The organism is Halomonas sp. MS1 (assembly GCF_024182575.1).
Taxonomy (GTDB): Bacteria; Pseudomonadota; Gammaproteobacteria; order Pseudomonadales; family Halomonadaceae; genus Vreelandella.
Genome location: NZ_CP098926.1, coordinates 3569141 through 3587806, shown reverse-complemented (window position 1 = coordinate 3587806; position 18666 = coordinate 3569141). Strand labels below are relative to the sequence as shown.

The window sequence follows — 18666 nt, the reverse complement described above, 5'->3', positions numbered from 1 at the left end:
AAATTATTGTGCAATACGTTCGGCCACCGTAGCTGGCTGCACCACATCACCTGTCTCATTGCCCCAAGCATTGCGGGTATAAGTAACAACAGCGGCTATTTCGACAGGATTTAACGTACTGCGGAATGCCGGCATAGCAGCGCCAGAAACACCGTTAATAACCCGATTCAGGTGCCAATCTAAATCACTAATCAGTTGATTATTGTTGGCTAGTGCAGGAAATGCGGGTGGCGCCCCCTGACCTTCGCTTTGGTGACAGGCAGAACAGATAGTCTGATAAACGGTCTCTCCCCGCGCCATCAAATCCTCCATCTCCCACTCCCGGTCAACCCCCATAGCCTCTTGCTCTGCGGCTTCTTTACGTTCTGCCAACCATGCCTCGAACTCTTCTTCTTCCATCGCATGCACAACCACTGGCATAAACCCGTGGTTAACGCCGCAAAGCTCAGCACATTGGCCACGATAGATGCCCGGTTCATTAATTTTCACCCAATTCTCATTGATGAACCCAGGAATCGTATCCTGCTTAACGGCTAGTTCAGGCACCCACCAAGAGTGAATAACGTCATCCGACGTCATTAAAAAACGCACTTTACGATTGATCGGCAGTACCAATGGCTCATCTACGTCTAACAAATAGTGTTCATCTCTCGCTTTTTCTCCACGAATTTGTTCAGTTGGTGTACTCATATTGGAGGTAAACGCAACATCTTCACCAAGGTACTCGTAGCGCCAGCGCCATTGTTGGCCAGTAATCATCACATCTAGATCAGCTTCTGAAGCGTCGTACATACTCTTCAACGTCGCCGTTGCGGGCACGGCCATTCCAACCAAAATCAGAATAGGAATAGCGGTCCAAAGAATTTCTACGGAGGTGTGCTCATGAAAATTCGCCGCTTTTTCCCCTTTTGAGTGTCTGTATTTAAATAGTGAGTAAAACATCACCCCAAACACAATCACCCCAATGACCACGCATACCCAAAAAATCGCCATATGCAGACCAAAAATATCTTGGCTGATATCGGTGACCCCAACAGGCATATTCCAGCTATTAGCATGAGCTTGAGTGATACTGAAGGCACTGGTAATGGTTAGCAGCCATTGCCACGATAGATGCATAGGAACCTCCGTTATTATTGTTGTTCTCGCCAACCTTTTTATTAGGTCAGGATTAACTGATTAACGTCAGTATAGAAAACATGTGGCATTCGTCACGAACAACTATCGTGAGGTGTATCAACGCTTCATCGCGACGCAATCACTGCAATCCCGACCAAGATCAGAACAAATACGAGCGTGATTACAATTCCCGTCACAATAAAGGCCGCGGGGTTACCGCTAGAAAAATCCTGTTGCCGCTTGAGGTCATTTTGTACGCCTAGCAGTGCTGACAGTACTGATTTAACGACTGACCACATTGCGCCTCTCCTCGTTATCACGTATTGCGTCGCCTGAATGAACAACTCTTCTGCAGAGCTTTAGCTATAGTTGAAGATAGGAGAACCTGTGAAGAATGCCTCACAAATTGAAAAACTCGATAGGAACCTACTATGGACCATACAAACAAAAAGCAGCCCTCATCTATCAACGACACGAACCAAGATATCGCAGCTTGGTGGCAGCATTACTGCCTATTGAGCACCATGCCAATGGTGCGTTGTCAGATTGCGTGGCTTGAGAGCGTGACAGAAGCCATGCAGTTGGAAGCTGAGCTTTTCCAAGCTATCGCTAAAAGTAGCGAAAAACTGACGCTATGCCTGACTGATGGCAAAGAAAACTGCAGCGCTAAGGAACTCACTGAACATTACCAAGAAATGGTCAAAACGCTTACCGATGCTAATCTTGAGCGTTTTGCTAAGGTATCTCAGCTTTCCCATGAGTTTCGACGTAGCCTTTGGGAAGAAATCTAACAAATCTAACAATTTGGGATTAAGCTTGCGACTTACTGTCGTGCCATTCACACTACGCACGCTTTGCTAAGAGCAGCTTTTGACTGGTGATGGAGCCTAATATGCCCAAATGTCGTGGATTTATTTCGTTGTTCTCGTTAATAACCGTGGTCTTAGTATCGTTGACTGGCTGCACAACTTACACTTGGCCGGATGGCTCGCAAGAGACTGTGCTTGGCGTGCCCCCAGAAGAAGAAAACCGGCGTTATGAAGAGCAGCGTGCCGACGGAGTACGCTATCGCGTGCCAGGTAAAATACCTGAAGAGCAAACGCAATGACCTTCTTCGATCTGGCTTCTCTTTAAACGGTGTTATTAACGTTACCTTCGTTTTGTAGATGCCGTTGCTTGAGCGGTAATTGGATCTTCTGGCCAGGGGTGTTTAGGGTAGCGGCCACGCATCTCTTTACGCACCTCTGGGTAGCCATTCAACCAAAAACTGCGTAAATCCTGAGTAACTTGAAGCGGCCTTTTTGCCGGTGAAAGCAGATGAATGACAACCGGCACATGACCGTCCGCAACGGCGGGAGTATCCTGCCAGCCAAACGCTTCCTGTAACTTCAAAGCAAGCACTGGCGGCCTTCCTGTTAGGCAGGGCTCATAATCAATGGCTGCTCGATTACCGCTAGGAGCCGTTATTGTCGATGGTGTTAAACGCTCAAAATGGGTTTGCTCATCCCAACTGAGCGTTGCCATTAAGTAGGTATGGAATGGCATTTTTTCTAGCTGACTGAAGCGTGTTATACCCGTCATGTAAGGTGCCAGCCATACATCCAAACTGTCTAATAGCGCGCTTTCTGACCAGTCAGGCCATACGTTAGAATAAATACTCGCCACTAGCGCCATTCGTCCCTGTAATTGCTTAACCTTGCCATTAAAAAGCGCCGCAGGGCGTTGCTTTAATGCGCGCAGCAACGCCTGTTGGACAGCCTCTCCAGATAACTCCGCTAAGGGCCGACTTGCCAACATAAGTTCACCATGGCGCTGAACAGCTTCACCAAGAAGCTTTCCTTGGGCATCTGACCAAGTAACACGCTCCTCCCACTGTTGAGTTGCCGGATAAAGGTCAATAAGCGCTGCTTGCGTAATCGGTTCTGCCAGGTAAATTGCCGCCTCACTACTGGCACTCTCTACGCTAACGGCGACGATAAATGCTTCATTCGCTAGGGGGTGACTAACGGAGAGCGTGGCGGTTTTGCCATTGGCCAGCTTGAACCGACCTGGACTGATGAATTGACCAACGCGATCCGGGTAAGCCATTGCCAGCAGATAGCTAAGCGGCTCAAGCGGTAGCTTATGTGGCATCTGAAGGCTAGCCATGTCCATAAGGCGCTTGGTTTCTCGTTGCCATTGGGGAAATCGCCTGGGTTGGCTGAGCCGCTGAGCCAGCGCATCTCTTAGCGAGCCGCTGACACGCTCTCTACCCTCTAGCAGAGCTGCTAAAGCACAGGCGAGCGGTAATGCATTCAATGACTTTGCTTTTGACAGCATGACCGCTAAACGAGGTTCAAGCGGCCAACGCGCACTTTGCTTACCTAATGGTGTTAATAAACCCGCTGCATCAAGAACACCAAGCTGACGAAGCAAAGCCTGGCTACTTTGCCATGCACCGTTAGGCGGTGGTGTCATCCAAATTAACTCTTCAGGCGAACGCGCTCCCCATACGGCAACCTCAAGCGCAAGTTTTGATAAATCAGCTTGGGCAATCTCAGGTTCACCGTAAGCAACCAGTGGCTGCTCTTGAGACCACAAGCGATAACATACACCCGGCTGTTGCCGCCCTGCACGACCACGACGTTGATCAGCGCTGGCACGATTGACACGCCGAGTAGTTAGTCGAGTGAGCCCAGTTCGCGGCTGAAACAACGGCACACGCTCCAAGCCAGCGTCAATGACCACATTAACACCATCAACTGTCACGCTGGATTCCGCAATGGCCGTCGATACAATCACCCGCTGGCGAGTTTCGTGTAACTTCAATGCCGCTTGCTGCGCCTCGATAGGCATGCCGCCATGTAATGCGCGCACCTCAATATCAAAGGTGCTATTTTCCAGCATTTGCACTAGCCGAGTTATCTCTGCCACCCCAGGTAAAATAACCAGCACGTCGCGGCTATCGGCATTCGCCAAGGCTTCGGTTACCACTCGGTAAGCGGCTGTGTCTAACGCTTCATCGCTGTTAAAAGGGCGATAATACGTTTCAATTGGGAATTCACGCCCCGTACTTTCAATCACGGATGTATCGCTGCCCAATACGCTTTTTAACGCAGCAACATCTAACGTCGCAGACATCACCATCAGTCGTAAGTCATCGCGAATGCTTTGCTGAATATCCAGCGATAGCGCCAGCCCAAGATCTGCTTCTATGCTGCGCTCATGAAACTCATCGAAGATGATACCGGCGACGCCTTCGAGCAACGGATCATCTTGCAACATACGCGTCAGGACGCCCTGGGTGACCACCTCCAAGCGTGTGTGCGGCCCCACTTTGCTGTCCCCTCGCATACGATAGCCAACTGTCTTACCGACAGGCTCATCAAGCTGCGCGGCCATAAAGCTTGCCGCCAAACGAGCTGCTACCCGCCGAGGCTCTAACAACACTATCTTCTGGCCCTGCGCCCATTGGCTGTTAAGCAAGGTCAGCGGAACGCGGGTTGTCTTACCCGCCCCTGGCTGGGCGATTAAGATTAGGCGGTTATGTTCAGAGAGAGCCGCCTGAATCTGCTTGAGGTGCTGTTCAATGGGAAGCGTAGACATCGCCAATATGGGCATAGCAGCTAAACTGATGAGTCGTTTGATAAATGCGACGCTGAAATACCGCATCCTTTCAAAATAACATGCTCAAGAAAACGGCAAATAGACTCGAAATCCGTTTCGCTGAGCACTTCAGTCCCTAATATCCCCGTTACCTGCGCACTGTATTCCGTGTAATGCTGGGTAGCCGACCAAATCAAGAATATAAGCCAGCGTGGATCGACATCATCCATTTTCCCTAGCTGAGACCACTGGTGAATAATTTCTGCACGGGAAGCTACCCACTCTTTCAACTCACCAGAGAGGTAATTACTCAAAAAAGGCGCACCCGCCAAAATCTCGGCGGCAAATAGCTTTGAACCTTCGGGGTAACGCTGGCCCAGCATCATCTTAGTGCGAATAAAATCGCTTAATACCTTAGCTGGATCACTTTCAGGTGTTATGTCTTCAAGTACCGCATTCCAACGGTTCATCATTCGATTAAGCAGTCGTACATAAAGCAGCTGCTTACTGCCCATGTAATAGAGAATATTCGCCTTAGGAAGACCTGCTATATCGGCGATGGCCTGAAGGCTGGCACCACGATAACCATGTTGAGAAAACACCTGCTCCGCAGCGCTCAGTATGGTCTGTTCAATGCGATCTCTGCTGGCATTTTCATGGTTAGCGGTATCCGCTGTCATTGATTAAGCTCCTTTAATAAGCGCTTTTGATAAGCACCAATGGTCAGCCCATGGGACTTATTACATATAGTTGGTTTATCGACGCCGGCCGTGTAAGTGCACAGACAGCCGCATTAGCAACAAATTCTTGCAAGGTGCGCTCTTTTGTCTCAAGCTAAACAATATTGACCGATCGGTCAGAACAATCATAACGGAGTTTGGCATGGCTACGATTGAGTTCCTGCTCAACGGCACCCCCAAGCAGTGTCATGTACCCCCTGACACCAGCATTCTAACGCTGTTGCGTGATCATTTGGGCATCACTGGCACAAAAGAGGGCTGCGCATCGGGTGATTGTGGCGCTTGTACAGTCGCAATCAACAATCCAAGCGACACGCAAAGCCGCTTTTTAAGCGTCAACGCGTGTATTACCCCGGCTCATCAACTTCACGGTCAGCACGTTATTACCGTTGAAGGGCTTGCGACTGAAGGCAACTTGCACCCAGCTCAACGCGCAATGATCGAGTGCCATGGCAGCCAGTGCGGATTTTGCACACCAGGAATTGTCATGTCCTTGTTCACCTTGCATGCCAACCAACAGCAGCGCCCCTCACCTCTTACACCAGAAACACTGGAAGCCACATTAGGTGGAAATTTATGCCGCTGCACGGGATACCGACCGATTCGTGACGCCGCATTGAGTATGCAAGATTACTCTTGGGAAGCACCGCAGTGGTTCGATGCGTCTCAGCCAGCCAGTTACCCGCTTCATGTGCCGGAGTCAACCGCAAAGAGTGAGCCACTGTTCGTACAGCCAACCACCTTGGCTGAGTTGGCCGACGCAAGATATCGCTATCCTGATGCACGCCTTGTGGCTGGCGCAACAGATCTATGGCTGGAAAGCACTCAGCGCCTTACCGCACTGAACCAGCTTATTGATACCACTCGCGTGGCTGAATTGCGCCAAATTGAAGAGGCGACATTCCAAGCTCAACCAGGTTGGTGGGTAGGCGCCGGGGTTACGTACTCGCAACTTGAGCCCTTATTAAGCAGTCACTTTCCTGCGTTTGCACACCTCCTTCACAGGCTCGGCTCCCAACAAGTTCGTAACCGGGGAACGCTCGGTGGAAACATCGCCAACGCTTCGCCAATAGGAGATACGCCACCTGTACTACTGGCGCTCAATGCGTGGGTAGAACTTACCAGCCATGTCGGTACTCGCCAGCTGTTGCTAAGTGATTTTTTTATCGACTATAAAAAAACAGCGCTGGCTGCTGATGAAGTCATCAGTCGAATTTTTATTCCTCAACTGGCCGAATCAGCCACACTAAGGGTCTGGAAGCTTTCTAAACGACGCGAGGATGATATAACGGCGGTATTAGGTGCGTTTTGCTACCGTGTTAATCAGGGTGTGATGGAGGATGTTCGCATTGCCTTTGGCGGTATGGCTGCAACTCCCAAGCGAGCGAGTCAAACAGAAGCTGCGTTAGAGGGCCAGCCCGTTTCCAAAGCTAGCTTTCAAGCAGCCCAGCAAGCCCTTGCTGAAGAGTTTCAGCCAATGAGCGATGTACGGGGTAGCCAATACTACCGAGAACAAGCCGCTCTCAACCTATTAGAACGCCTCTACTTATCGCTTTCGTCACCCAACCAGGAGGTGATGCTCCATGCGTACGCTCACTAAACTTGATGGCGACAGCAGCCGAGCTCGTCGAGAGTTACATGACCACATCCAAGGGTCAGGCCCACTTGCCCGCCATACTGTCGATAGCCACGGTCAGCGCCAAGCAGGCACCGCTAGCTTCCATGAAAGCGCTGAAAAACACGTTACCGGCAAGGCCGCCTACATTGATGACCTCAAAGCACCGGCAGATGCCCTGCATGTAGCTCTGGGGCTATCTCCTGTCGCACACGGCACATTGACCGCGCTTGATCTCGAAGCAGTTAAACAAGCGCCTGGCGTTGTCGATGTCATCACTTTTCACGACGTGCCCGGCCATACGGATATCGGCCCTGTCTTTCCAGGCGACCCCATTTTTGTTGATCAAGAAATTAGCTACGCAGGCCAGTGTATTTTCGCCGTTGCGGCTACCTCGCTTCAGGCTGCTCGCCGAGCGGTAACGCTGGCCCAGTTAAGTATTGATGAACAACCAGCGAGCCTCGACCCTGTTGCTGCAGCCGAACGCAATGATGTGGTTCGCCCTACACATGTTCAAGAGCGAGGCGATTGGCAAGCGGAACTGCGCCAAGCCGAGCAAACGGTTGAGGGCGAGCTTTTCATCGGCGGACAGGAACATTTTTACCTGGAGGGACAAGCGTGCTTGGTTCTGCCTACCGAAGATGAAGGGGTCATTGTCCATACCTCTAACCAGCACCCTAGTGAGACCCAAAAACTTGTCGCTGAAGTACTGGGCATTCCCTTTCATGCAGTTACCGTTGAAGTACGCCGCATGGGCGGCGGTTTTGGAGGCAAAGAAACTCAAGCATCTCCTTGGGCTTGTATGGCAGCCATTATTGCCCGCAGAACCGGAAAAGCTACACGTATACGTCTACCACGAAGTGATGATATGCGCGCGACCGGTAAGCGACACCCCTTTCATAATCGCTACCGACTAGCCATTAATCGGCAAGGCATCATCCAGGGGGGAGACATAACAGTTATTGGTGACTGCGGATACTCGCCTGACCTTTCGGACGCCATTGTTGACCGTGCAATGTTCCATGCCGACAACGCTTACTCATTAGGCAATGCTCGCGTCACCGGTCATCGAGCTAAGACCCATACCGCTTCTAACACGGCTTTTCGGGGTTTTGGCGGCCCTCAGGGCATGATGATTATCGAAGCTGCAATGGATGATATCGCGCGCAAGGTCGGTGAAGACCCTCTCACCATACGCAAACGAAACCTCTATCGCGACGGGCGAGACGTCACCCACTACGGACAGCCAGTGGACCAAAAGCAGTTACTTCATACGCTGATTGATACATTGGAAAGCAGTAGTGATTACTGGGCGCGCCGTGCGGCTATTAAGGCATTTAATAGCAACAGCCCCATTATTAAAAAAGGGCTCGCGCTGACGCCAGTAAAGTTTGGCATCTCATTTACCGCCCAGCACCTCAATCAGGCCGGTGCGCTGCTGCATGTTTATACCGATGGCAGCATTATGATCAATCATGGCGGCACTGAAATGGGCCAAGGACTGCACACCAAGATTTGCCAAGTAGTGGCTCGCGAGCTTGGCTTGGATTTAGATAGCGTGCGGATTAGTGCAACTCGCACGGATAAAGTACCCAATACATCCCCGACGGCGGCTTCAAGCGGCGCCGACCTCAATGGCATGGCCGCGCGAGATGCCGCCAGTAAATTGCGCGAAAGGTTGTTCGACTTTGCCGCGATGCATTTTGAAGGCGGCTTAGACCGAGAAGGCATGCGCCTGGAAGATGGCATGCTGATTGCTGGGATTAATGAAAGCGAGCGTCGCATCCCCTGGGGAGAGCTTGTTCAAACGGCCTACCTCAATCGCATCTCGCTGTCAGAAAAAGGCTTTTATGCGACACCATTGATTCATTACAACCGTGCAACGGGCCAAGGCCGCCCTTTTTATTATTACGCGTTTGGAGCAGCCGTTGCCGAAGTGAGTGTTGACACATTGAGCGGCGAATATTTAGTTAACCGTGTTGACGTGCTGCATGACGTTGGCAATTCGCTAAACCCTGCCATTGATATTGGCCAAGTAGAAGGTGGCTTTATCCAGGGAATGGGCTGGCTAACCAGTGAAGAACTTAAGTGGAGCGATAAAGGTATGCTGGTTAGCGACGGGCCTGCGACCTACAAAATACCCACGTTTGGTGATCTTCCCGCTATTTTTAACGTTGAACTATTGGAAGGCCACCCAAATTCCATGGCAAGCCTATATCGTTCTAAAGCCGTTGGTGAGCCACCGTTTATGCTTGGTATCTGTGTTTGGTCTGCACTACGTGATGCGCTTTCAAGCTTAACCGATTACCAACAGTCTCCCCATCTCGACACTCCCGCAACCCCTGAGCGAGTGATGTTGGCTGCAAACGCAATTAGAGAAAAAGCGCTATGACACAGCCCCCGGCAGAAACTTGGCACGCTGCACTCGATCGATTGCAGCGTAGCGGCGTTCCCCACGTGTTGGCCACTCAGGTAACCAGCGCGGGCTCAACCCCGCGTGAGCCCGGCGCGCGCATGGTGATTACCCAAGAGGCGATCTATGACACGCTAGGTGGAGGCACTTTCGAGTGGCAAACTATCCACGCTGCTCGAGACTTTTTACAGCAAGGCCGCGCGGGCTTTCACTTAGAGGCATTCTCGCTAGGTGGGCGCAGCGGCCAGTGCTGTGGCGGTTATGTCAATGTGCTGCTGGAAATGTTTCCTGGTGCCGCTACCAATATCGCTTTATTTGGTGCCGGCCATGTCGGACGAGAGATCGTAAAGCTTAGCGAACCGCTCCCCTGGCAAGTACACTGGTTTGATAGCCGAGCAGATGTATTTAACGAACGCGATCAGCAGCAATCCCGACTCAGTTGCCATACGCTGAGCAGTGCACAAGAGGGAACTTCAGCCCTGCCGCCCTACTGTCATGCATTGGTATTAACCCACAACCATGATGAAGATTACGCCCTTATCACCGCTTTACTACAGCGCAATGACATCGCCTCGATAGGATTAATCGGCTCTGATAGCAAATGGGCAAGCTTCCGAGGACGACTGCAGCGCGAAGGCTACACCGCTGAAGAAATAGAGCGTGTACGCAGTCCCATTGGCTGTATTCATAACACTAAACTTAGCAACAAAACCCCCTATGCGATTGCTTTGACGGTGGTAACCGAACTGCTTTGGCTAACGGACAAGCCAGCCTCACTAGACATGCGCGGCCTTGAGCCGAACGCAATACGTGCACTTGTTGACGATACGAAAACGACTCAGAGTTAATATGAATTCCTCAATCGATACGCTCATCCGCGCTGAAATTGTCAGCTTTGCACGCGACCCAGGTAATGATGACCTACCTCAGCCAGGTAGCCTAGAGCATTATGGCGACGGGCTACTGTGGCTAAAAGGCAGTCATATTCAGGCTGTCGGCCACTATGGTGATCTCGCTGATCAACTGCCAAGTGACGCCCATGTTATTGATTATCGCGGCAAGTTGATTATGCCCGGCTTTATCGATACTCACGTTCACTATGTTCAGCTAGACATCATGGCTTCCTACGGCCGACAGCTACTTGATTGGCTAAATGACTATACGTTTCCTGAAGAGTGCCGTTTTGCCAATCATGCGCATGCAGAAGCGCTATCGAACGCTTTTCTAGATGAAATGCTTCGCGCGGGAACGACAACAGCCCAAGTATTTGGCTCAAGCCATCCTGGCTCAGTGGATGCGTTCTTCACCGCCTGCCAAAAACGTCAGCTACGCATGCTGGTCGGTAAAGTATTAATGGATCGCAACGCGCCTGACGCCCTAATGGATGGCGTGTCTGGAATTGCAGACAGTGAGCGACTTATTCAAGACTGGCATGGCAATGGCCGACTAGGTTATAGCGTCACGCCACGCTTTGCGCCCACCTCTACCAAAATGCAAATGGATGCTGCCGGCGCCCTCTTGCGTAACGACTCTAGCCTTTGGCTGCAAACTCATTTGGCTGAAAACAGTGGGGAATTAGATTGGGTAGCTGAATTATTTCCTGGTAGCCGCGACTACTTAGCCGTTTACGAAGAAGCGGGGTTAGTGGGCCCTCGCAGTACCTTCGCGCACGGCATTCATCTGGATAACGATATGCGTCAACGCTTGGCGGATCGAGGCGCCAATATTGCCTTTTGTCCAAGCTCCAATCTTTTCCTAGGCAGCGGATTATTTGACCGAGAAGCAGCTAAACAGACCGGCATGGCATTTACCTATGCTAGCGATATCGGCGCAGGCACCGATTTATCAGGGTTTGGAACGCTTAAGGCAGCCTACCAAGTGGGCCAATTAGGGGGACAGCCTCTCACCGCATGGCAAGGTTTTTACGGTTTAACCCATGGCAATGCAAAAGCGCTTTCCCTAGATACCCATATCGGCCAACTTGCCCCTTCCTACGAGGCTGATTTTGTAGTCATTGATCCTCATGCGACATCACTGTTGAAGCGCCGTATCCAACACAGCAAAACACTCGGCGAGCGTTTATTTGCGCTGATGATGCTCGCTGATGATCGCGCTATCTATGAAACTTGGGCCGCTGGCGAATGCCAGCACCAACGGGATTAATTTTCAAAGTTAAAATCCCCCAAACGGATACCTTGAGGGGTTTCCAGATAGTCCACAACTATAAGCCCCGAACACTCTGTGCTCGGGGCTTCTCTTAATAAGTAACTGACGATGACGCCACCCAGCCCTCCGAGCCGCCCTCGTCATTCCCGCAGGCCCTTAGCGGGAATCCATGTTGGGCTGGGGGTTTCGAGCTGCTGCAGGTCAAGGTGGATTCCCGATAACCTCACTCGGGAATGACGGTGCGGTGACTTGGGAGCGTCCCTAATTGATTTTCTTCCGCGCAAACAAAGAACCCAGCCGATGGGCTGGGTTCTTTGTTGAATAAGTGCCTGACGATGACCTACTCTCGCATGGGGAGACCCCACACTACCATCGGCGCTAAGCGGTTTCACTTCTGAGTTCGGCATGGGATCAGGTGGTTCACGCGTGCTATGGTCGTCAGGCGTAACTTGTAATGCATATCATGCTGACGTGTTTTGTGGCGTCTCTCGTTTCCTGTCGCTGACAGGAAGCGCGTATCCGGTTTTCATTATCACTACGACCAGACCCCTTGGGTGTTATAGGGTCAAGCCTCACGGGCCATTAGTACACGTTAGCTCAACGCCTTGCAGCGCTTCCACACCGTGCCTATCAACCAGCTGGTCTCGCTGGGCCCTTCAGGAGGCTCTAGGCCTCAGGGATGTCTCATCTTGAAGGGGGCTTCCCGCTTAGATGCTTTCAGCGGTTATCCCGTCCGCACATAGCTACCCGGCAATGCCACTGGCGTGACAACCGGAACACCAGAGGTGCGTCCACTCCGGTCCTCTCGTACTAGGAGCAGCCCTTCTCAAACATCCAACGCCCACGGCAGATAGGGACCGAACTGTCTCACGACGTTCTAAACCCAGCTCGCGTACCACTTTAAATGGCGAACAGCCATACCCTTGGGACCGACTTCAGCCCCAGGATGTGATGAGCCGACATCGAGGTGCCAAACACCGCCGTCGATGTGAACTCTTGGGCGGTATCAGCCTGTTATCCCCGGAGTACCTTTTATCCGTTGAGCGATGGCCCTTCCATACAGAACCACCGGATCACTAGAACCTGCTTTCGCACCTGCTCGACGTGTCTGTCTCGCAGTCAAGCACCCTTATGCTCTTGCACTCACTGCACGATGTCCGACCGTGCTGAGGGTACCTTCGTGCTCCTCCGTTACTCTTTGGGAGGAGACCGCCCCAGTCAAACTACCCACCACACACTGTCCTCGATCCGGATAACGGACCTGAGTGAGAACGCCAATGATGCCAGGCTGGTATTTCAAGGTTGGCTCCCCTCGAACTGGCGTCCGAGATTCAAAGCCTCCCAGCTATCCTACACAGGCAACATCAGCGTCCAGTGTGAAGCTATAGTAAAGGTTCACGGGGTCTTTCCGTCTAGCCGCGGGTACACCGCATCTTCACGGCGATTTCAATTTCACTGAGTCTCGGGTGGAGACAGCGTGGCCATCATTACGCCATTCGTGCAGGTCGGAACTTACCCGACAAGGAATTTCGCTACCTTAGGACCGTTATAGTTACGGCCGCCGTTTACCGGGGCTTCAATCAAGAGCTTCGGACGAATCCTAACACCATCATTTAACCTTCCGGCACCGGGCAGGCGTCACACCCTATACGTCCGCTTGCGCGTTAGCAGAGTGCTGTGTTTTTACTAAACAGTTGCAGCCACCTGGTATCTTCGACCGGTTCGGGCTTAGAGAGCAAGTCTCGTCACCCTACGCCGGCGTGCCTTCTCCCGAAGTTACGGCACCATTTTGCCTAGTTCCTTCACCCGAGTTCTCTCAAGCGCCTTGGGATTCTCACCCTGACCACCTGTGTCGGTTTGGGGTACGGTCGCACATGATCTGAAGCTTAGAGGCTTTTCCTGGAAGCGTGGCATCAATGACTTCCTGACCGTAGTCAGTTCGTTTCGTGTCTCGGCCTTAAAGGGTCCCGGATTTACCTAAGACCCAAGCCTACTCACTTTCACCAGGACAACCAACGCCTGGCTCACCTAGCCTTCTCCGTCCCCCCATCGCAATCATGTCCGGTACAGGAATATTGACCTGTTTCCCATCGACTACGCCTTTCGGCCTCGCCTTAGGGGCCGACTCACTCTGCTCCGATTAGCGTCGAACAGAAACCCTTGGTCTTCCGGCGAGGGAGTTTTTCACTCCCTTTATCGTTACTCATGTCAGCATTCGCACTCGTGATACCTCCAGCGAACTTCTCAATTCACCTTCATCGGCTTACACGACGCTCCTCTACCGCTCACACCTAAGTGTGAACCCGTAGCTTCGGTACCTGGTTTAGCCCCGTTACATCTTCCGCGCAGGCCGACTCGACTAGTGAGCTATTACGCTTTCTTTAAAGGATGGCTGCTTCTAAGCCAACCTCCTAGCTGTCTGAGCCTTCCCACATCGTTTCCCACTTAACCAGGATTTCGGGACCTTAGCTGACGGTCTGGGTTGTTTCCCTTTTCACGACGGACGTTAGCACCCGCCGTGTGTCTCCCACGCTTGCACTCACCGGTATTCGGAGTTTGCCTCGGGTTGGTAAGTCGGGATGACCCCCTAGCCGAAACAGTGCTCTACCCCCGGCGGTGATACGTGAGGCGCTACCTAAATAGCTTTCGAGGAGAACCAGCTATCTCCGAGCTTGATTAGCCTTTCACTCCGATCCACAAGTCATCCAAATCTTTTTCAACAGATCCTGGTTCGGGCCTCCAGTTGATGTTACTCAACCTTCACCCTGCTCATGGATAGATCGCTCGGTTTCGGGTCTATATCCAGCGACTGTGTCGCCCAGTTAAGACTCGGTTTCCCTACGGCTCCCCTAAACGGTTAACCTCGCCACTGAATATAAGTCGCTGACCCATTATACAAAAGGTACGCAGTCACAGAACAAGTCTGCTCCTACTGCTTGTACGCACACGGTTTCAGGATCTATTTCACTCCCCTCTCCGGGGTTCTTTTCGCCTTTCCCTCACGGTACTGGTTCACTATCGGTCAGCCAGGAGTATTTAGCCTTGGAGGATGGTCCCCCCGTCTTCAGTCAAGGTTTCTCGTGCCCCGACCTACTCGATTTCACATGATCAGATTTTCGACTACGGGGCTATCACCCACTATGGCCGCGCTTCCCAGCGCATTCGCCTAATCAGTCACATGCTTAAGGGCTGGTCCCCGTTCGCTCGCCGCTACTAGGGGAATCTCGGTTGATTTCTTTTCCTCAGGGTACTTAGATGTTTCAGTTCCCCTGGTTCGCCTCTTACGCCTATATATTCAGCGCAAGATACTCATCTTATGATGAGTGGGTTTCCCCATTCAGAAATGCCCGGGTCACAGGTTGTTTGCCACCTCGCCGAGCCTTATCGCAGGCTTCCACGTCTTTCATCGCCTCTGGCTGCCTAGGCATCCACCGTGTGCGCTTCATTGCTTGACCCTATAACCCGAAGGAGTCTGGTATCTCGCAATGATAACGATTGCCGGATACGCTTGAGACGTATCACAAAACAATTACGTATAAACGTTTTAAAAACGTTTATGTCAGCATGATATACATTGTTAAAGAGCGACTGTTCGATGAACAGTGATAAGGCAACGCAGTCTCAGCGTTTGACTTATCAATGGTCACAAAACATCAACAAACGGTTGGTAAAATACAACATAATGGTGGAGCCAAGCGGGATCGAACCGCTGACCTCCTGCGTGCAAGGCAGGCGCTCTCCCAGCTGAGCTATGGCCCCATTTTTTTTGCCGACCTAACCTCTTGCCATTAATTTCTGTGAGACAAGGCAAAATGCAACGACGTATAGCCTGCTATACGAGGAGCATTTTAACGCAGTATCACAGGAATTTGGTGGGTCTGGGCAGACTTGAACTGCCGACCTCACCCTTATCAGGGGTGCGCTCTAACCAACTGAGCTACAGACCCAAGAGGGGATCGTGCTTAAACCGTTTGCTCTATTATCTGATCAGGTAATTCATTGTGAGCGCTTACCGCGAGGGATGATGCATCGTTTAAGGAGGTGATCCAGCCGCAGGTTCCCCTACGGCTACCTTGTTACGACTTCACCCCAGTCATGAACCACACCGTGGTGATCGCTTTCCCGAAGGTTAAGCTAACCACTTCTGGTGCAGTCCACTCCCATGGTGTGACGGGCGGTGTGTACAAGGCCCGGGAACGTATTCACCGTGACATTCTGATTCACGATTACTAGCGATTCCGACTTCACGGAGTCGAGTTGCAGACTCCGATCCGGACTGAGACCGGCTTTTCGGGATTAGCTGACTCTCGCGAGCTCGCAACCCTTTGTACCGGCCATTGTAGCACGTGTGTAGCCCTACTCGTAAGGGCCATGATGACTTGACGTCGTCCCCACCTTCCTCCGGTTTGTCACCGGCAGTCTCCTTAGAGTTCCCGACATTACTCGCTGGCAAATAAGGACAAGGGTTGCGCTCGTTACGGGACTTAACCCAACATTTCACAACACGAGCTGACGACAGCCATGCAGCACCTGTCTCTGCGTTCCCGAAGGCACCAAGTGATCTCTCACAAGTTCGCAGGATGTCAAGAGTAGGTAAGGTTCTTCGCGTTGCATCGAATTAAACCACATGCTCCACCGCTTGTGCGGGCCCCCGTCAATTCATTTGAGTTTTAACCTTGCGGCCGTACTCCCCAGGCGGTCGACTTATCGCGTTAACTTCGCCACAAAGTGCGCTAGGCACCCAACGGCTGGTCGACATCGTTTACGGCGTGGACTACCAGGGTATCTAATCCTGTTTGCTACCCACGCTTTCGCACCTCAGTGTCAGTGTCAGTCCAGAAGGCCGCCTTCGCCACTGGTATTCCTCCCGATCTCTACGCATTTCACCGCTACACCGGGAATTCTACCTTCCTCTCCTGCACTCTAGCTTGACAGTTCCGGATGCCGTTCCCAGGTTGAGCCCGGGGCTTTCACAACCGGCTTATCAAGCCACCTACGCGCGCTTTACGCCCAGTAATTCCGATTAACGCTTGCACCCTCCGTATTACCGCGGCTGCTGGCACGGAGTTAGCCGGTGCTTCTTCTGCGAGTGATGTCTTTCCTAATGGGTATTAACCACTAGGCGTTCTTCCTCGCTGAAAGTGCTTTACAACCCGAGGGCCTTCTTCACACACGCGGCATGGCTGGATCAGGCTTTCGCCCATTGTCCAATATTCCCCACTGCTGCCTCCCGTAGGAGTTCGGGCCGTGTCTCAGTCCCGATGTGGCTGATCATCCTCTCAGACCAGCTACGGATCGTTGCCTTGGTGAGCCATTACCTCACCAACTAGCTAATCCGACATAGGCTCATCCAATAGCGAGAGCCGAAGCCCCCTTTCTCCCGTAGGACGTATGCGGTATTAGCCTGGGTTTCCCCAGGTTATCCCCCACTATCGGGCAGATTCCTATGCATTACTCACCCGTCCGCCGCTCGTCAGCGGGTAGCAAGCTACCCCTGTTACCGCTCGACTTGCATGTGTTAGGCCTGCCGCCAGCGTTCAATCTGAGCCATGATCAAACTCTTCAGTTTAAAATCATTGTGATGCTTACTCGTCACCCGAAAACGTAATGTTTACGAACAACAAAAGCGCATCAAACTTGGCTCAAGGTTCAAACGAATTCATTCAACTATTGTTTAAAAACTTACGTTTAAAAACTGTCGTTCTCATGACCGCTTGCCTTGATATTTGGTGATTTATCACCCTCATCGGCAAGCGCCCACATGAATTACCTGATCAAATTGTTAAAGAGCTACCGAAGGGCGTTGCCGTTCGATGTGGGGCGTATTCTACCCATTTCTATTTATTCGTCAACACTTTTTTATCTTGTTTGATAGCCACCTAGAAAGAAGATAGGCGACTACTTAAGAAGATAGTTTGTCTAGTAGGGACGTCATTACGGGTAGCAACCAACCCTATGCTGGCCGACGGTGAAATGGGAAGCGATTTACATAAGCCACCATCAACACGAGGTCGGCGGTTCTTTCATACCAACTCAAGACGTTGCAAAAGCTCTTGGCGACGTGGCTCATCAACAAAAGCTTCTTCAATTGCATTACGGTTCAGCATGCGGAACACCTCCGCATCCCAGCCAAATGCTTCAGCACAGGCAACATGATTTGTCAGCAACCCACCGCCAAAATAAGCCGGGTCGTCTGAGCTAATTGTCACCTTGAGGTTTTCTTTCAACAACTGGGGAAGAGGGTGATCTCGAAGATCATCAACCACTTTCAAACTGACATTAGACAGCGGGCAAACCGTTAGTACGATTTGACGCTCTCTGAGTCGCTTAACCACCGTGTCACTTTCGAGGCAGCGAACCCCATGGTCAATTCGCTGAACATCGAGAAGATCCAGTGCTTCAGCAATATATTCAGCAGGACCTTCTTCTCCTGCGTGGGCAACACGCACCAAACCAAGCTGTTTTGCTCGCGCAAAGAGCGCCTGGAATTTTGCCGGAGGGTTACCACGCTCTGCGCTATCTAAACCAATCGCATCCAGAAACTTCCAGTACGGAGCAGCATTTTCAAGCACGCTGAGCGCTTCTTCAGCCGGACGATCGCGCAAAAAGGCCATAATCATGCCAACAGACAGATCAAGCGTAGCCTCTGCCTCTTCTTTCGCACGAAGTAATCCCGCCATCACAACGTCAAGAGGAATGCCACGCTGGAGATGGGCCTGAGGGTCAAAATGCATATCAATGTGCACGACCCCTTCCCCACGAGCACGCTTGAAATAATCCATCGCCAAGTCATAAAAATCCTGCTCTGTGCGCAGCACGTTCATGCCTTGATAATAAAGATTTAGGAACCCCTGTAGGTCATCGAACTCGTAAGCCGCTTTTGCCTCTTTAACCGTAGCGTAAGGAAGCTCAATACCATTTCGCTTGGCAAGTTCAAACATTAACTCAGGCTCTAGCGAGCCTTCGATATGCAAATGAAGCTCTACCTTAGGGAGCTGAAGAAGAAATTCATGCATACGAAACTCCTG

11 protein-coding genes, 2 tRNA genes and 3 rRNA genes are annotated in these 18666 nt (G+C 51.6%); 6 read left to right on the top strand and 10 right to left on the bottom strand.

The window, feature by feature from the left end; genetic code table 11:
• Positions 1–3: 3 nt before the first annotated feature.
• On the bottom strand, positions 4–1119 hold the full coding sequence (coxB, locus tag NF683_RS16500; RefSeq protein WP_089038330.1) for a cytochrome c oxidase subunit II: 1116 nt from the start codon (positions 1117–1119) through the stop codon (positions 4–6).
• A 125-nt stretch (positions 1120–1244) separates the two neighbouring features.
• Positions 1245–1418 (bottom strand): DUF2970 domain-containing protein, encoded by a 174-nt coding sequence (locus tag NF683_RS16495; protein ID WP_089038331.1) that lies wholly within the window; start codon positions 1416–1418, stop codon positions 1245–1247.
• A 132-nt stretch (positions 1419–1550) separates the two neighbouring features.
• Here NF683_RS16495 and NF683_RS16490 point away from each other — a divergent pair, with 132 nt between their 5' ends.
• Together NF683_RS16490 and NF683_RS16485 are read left to right on the top strand one after the other, a co-directional pair.
• Entirely contained in the window at positions 1551–1910 is a 360-nt protein-coding gene (locus tag NF683_RS16490) for a hypothetical protein (protein ID WP_089038332.1), read from the top strand.
• Between the two features lie 101 nt (positions 1911–2011).
• Positions 2012–2227 (top strand): hypothetical protein, encoded by a 216-nt coding sequence (locus NF683_RS16485; protein WP_089038333.1) that lies wholly within the window; start codon positions 2012–2014, stop codon positions 2225–2227.
• A 41-nt stretch (positions 2228–2268) separates the two neighbouring features.
• Here the strand turns inward: NF683_RS16485 and hrpB are convergent, their stop codons facing one another.
• Together hrpB and NF683_RS16475 are read right to left on the bottom strand one after the other, a co-directional pair.
• On the bottom strand, positions 2269–4704 hold the full coding sequence (gene hrpB, locus NF683_RS16480; protein ID WP_253920464.1) for an ATP-dependent helicase HrpB: 2436 nt from the start codon (positions 4702–4704) through the stop codon (positions 2269–2271).
• A 20-nt stretch (positions 4705–4724) separates the two neighbouring features.
• Complete coding sequence (locus NF683_RS16475) at positions 4725–5384, bottom strand: TetR family transcriptional regulator C-terminal domain-containing protein (protein WP_089038335.1); 660 nt, start codon at positions 5382–5384, stop codon at positions 4725–4727.
• A gap of 202 nt (positions 5385–5586) precedes the next feature.
• Between NF683_RS16475 and xdhA the strand changes: the two genes are divergently transcribed.
• From xdhA to guaD, 4 genes are read left to right on the top strand one after another with little or no spacing between them, the layout of a single operon-like run.
• Positions 5587–7044: a xanthine dehydrogenase small subunit gene (gene xdhA / locus NF683_RS16470; RefSeq protein WP_089038336.1), complete on the top strand. Its 1458-nt coding sequence runs from the start codon at positions 5587–5589 to the stop codon at positions 7042–7044.
• On the top strand, positions 7028–9451 hold the full coding sequence (xdhB, locus tag NF683_RS16465; protein ID WP_089038337.1) for a xanthine dehydrogenase molybdopterin binding subunit: 2424 nt from the start codon (positions 7028–7030) through the stop codon (positions 9449–9451). The genes xdhA and xdhB overlap by 17 nt, the downstream gene beginning before the upstream one ends.
• Positions 9448–10320 (top strand): xanthine dehydrogenase accessory protein XdhC, encoded by an 873-nt coding sequence (xdhC, locus tag NF683_RS16460; protein WP_253920463.1) that lies wholly within the window; start codon positions 9448–9450, stop codon positions 10318–10320. Before xdhB ends, xdhC begins: the two co-directional genes overlap by 4 nt.
• Position 10321: 1 nt before the next feature.
• Entirely contained in the window at positions 10322–11635 is a 1314-nt protein-coding gene (guaD, locus tag NF683_RS16455; RefSeq protein WP_253920462.1) for a guanine deaminase, read from the top strand.
• A 330-nt stretch (positions 11636–11965) separates the two neighbouring features.
• On the opposite strand, the gene rrf is transcribed toward guaD, so the two are convergent.
• The 6 genes from rrf to NF683_RS16425 form a co-directional block, all read right to left on the bottom strand.
• A 5S ribosomal RNA gene (gene rrf, locus NF683_RS16450) occupies positions 11966–12081 on the bottom strand.
• Between the two features lie 118 nt (positions 12082–12199).
• Positions 12200–15093 (bottom strand): 23S ribosomal RNA (locus tag NF683_RS16445).
• A gap of 228 nt (positions 15094–15321) precedes the next feature.
• Positions 15322–15397 (bottom strand) — tRNA-Ala (locus NF683_RS16440).
• Between the two features lie 111 nt (positions 15398–15508).
• Positions 15509–15585: transfer RNA gene (locus tag NF683_RS16435), tRNA-Ile, on the bottom strand.
• A gap of 87 nt (positions 15586–15672) precedes the next feature.
• Positions 15673–17207: ribosomal RNA gene (locus tag NF683_RS16430) — 16S ribosomal RNA — on the bottom strand.
• The 16S, 23S and 5S rRNA genes sit together here with 2 tRNA genes alongside, the layout of an rRNA operon.
• Before the next feature lie 454 nt (positions 17208–17661).
• Entirely contained in the window at positions 17662–18654 is a 993-nt protein-coding gene (locus NF683_RS16425; protein ID WP_253920461.1) for an adenosine deaminase, read from the bottom strand.
• Positions 18655–18666 lie beyond the last annotated feature (12 nt).

What these genes read in the sequence shown, in the direction of transcription:
- xdhB (WP_089038337.1), top strand. Translation starts at nt 7,028, where the DNA reads ATGCGTACGCTCACTAAACTTGATGGCGACAGCAGCCGAGCTCGTCGA.
- guaD (WP_253920462.1), top strand. Translation starts at nt 10,322, where the DNA reads ATGAATTCCTCAATCGATACGCTCATCCGCGCTGAAATTGTCAGCTTT.
- NF683_RS16490 (WP_089038332.1), top strand. Translation starts at nt 1,551, where the DNA reads ATGGACCATACAAACAAAAAGCAGCCCTCATCTATCAACGACACGAAC.
- xdhA (WP_089038336.1), top strand. Translation starts at nt 5,587, where the DNA reads ATGGCTACGATTGAGTTCCTGCTCAACGGCACCCCCAAGCAGTGTCAT.
- xdhC (WP_253920463.1), top strand. Translation starts at nt 9,448, where the DNA reads ATGACACAGCCCCCGGCAGAAACTTGGCACGCTGCACTCGATCGATTG.
- NF683_RS16475 (WP_089038335.1), bottom strand. Translation starts at nt 5,384, where the DNA reads ATGACAGCGGATACCGCTAACCATGAAAATGCCAGCAGAGATCGCATT.
- NF683_RS16495 (WP_089038331.1), bottom strand. Translation starts at nt 1,418, where the DNA reads ATGTGGTCAGTCGTTAAATCAGTACTGTCAGCACTGCTAGGCGTACAA.
- coxB (WP_089038330.1), bottom strand. Translation starts at nt 1,119, where the DNA reads ATGCATCTATCGTGGCAATGGCTGCTAACCATTACCAGTGCCTTCAGT.
- NF683_RS16425 (WP_253920461.1), bottom strand. Translation starts at nt 18,654, where the DNA reads ATGCATGAATTTCTTCTTCAGCTCCCTAAGGTAGAGCTTCATTTGCAT.
- hrpB (WP_253920464.1), bottom strand. Translation starts at nt 4,704, where the DNA reads ATGTCTACGCTTCCCATTGAACAGCACCTCAAGCAGATTCAGGCGGCT.
- NF683_RS16485 (WP_089038333.1), top strand. Translation starts at nt 2,012, where the DNA reads ATGCCCAAATGTCGTGGATTTATTTCGTTGTTCTCGTTAATAACCGTG.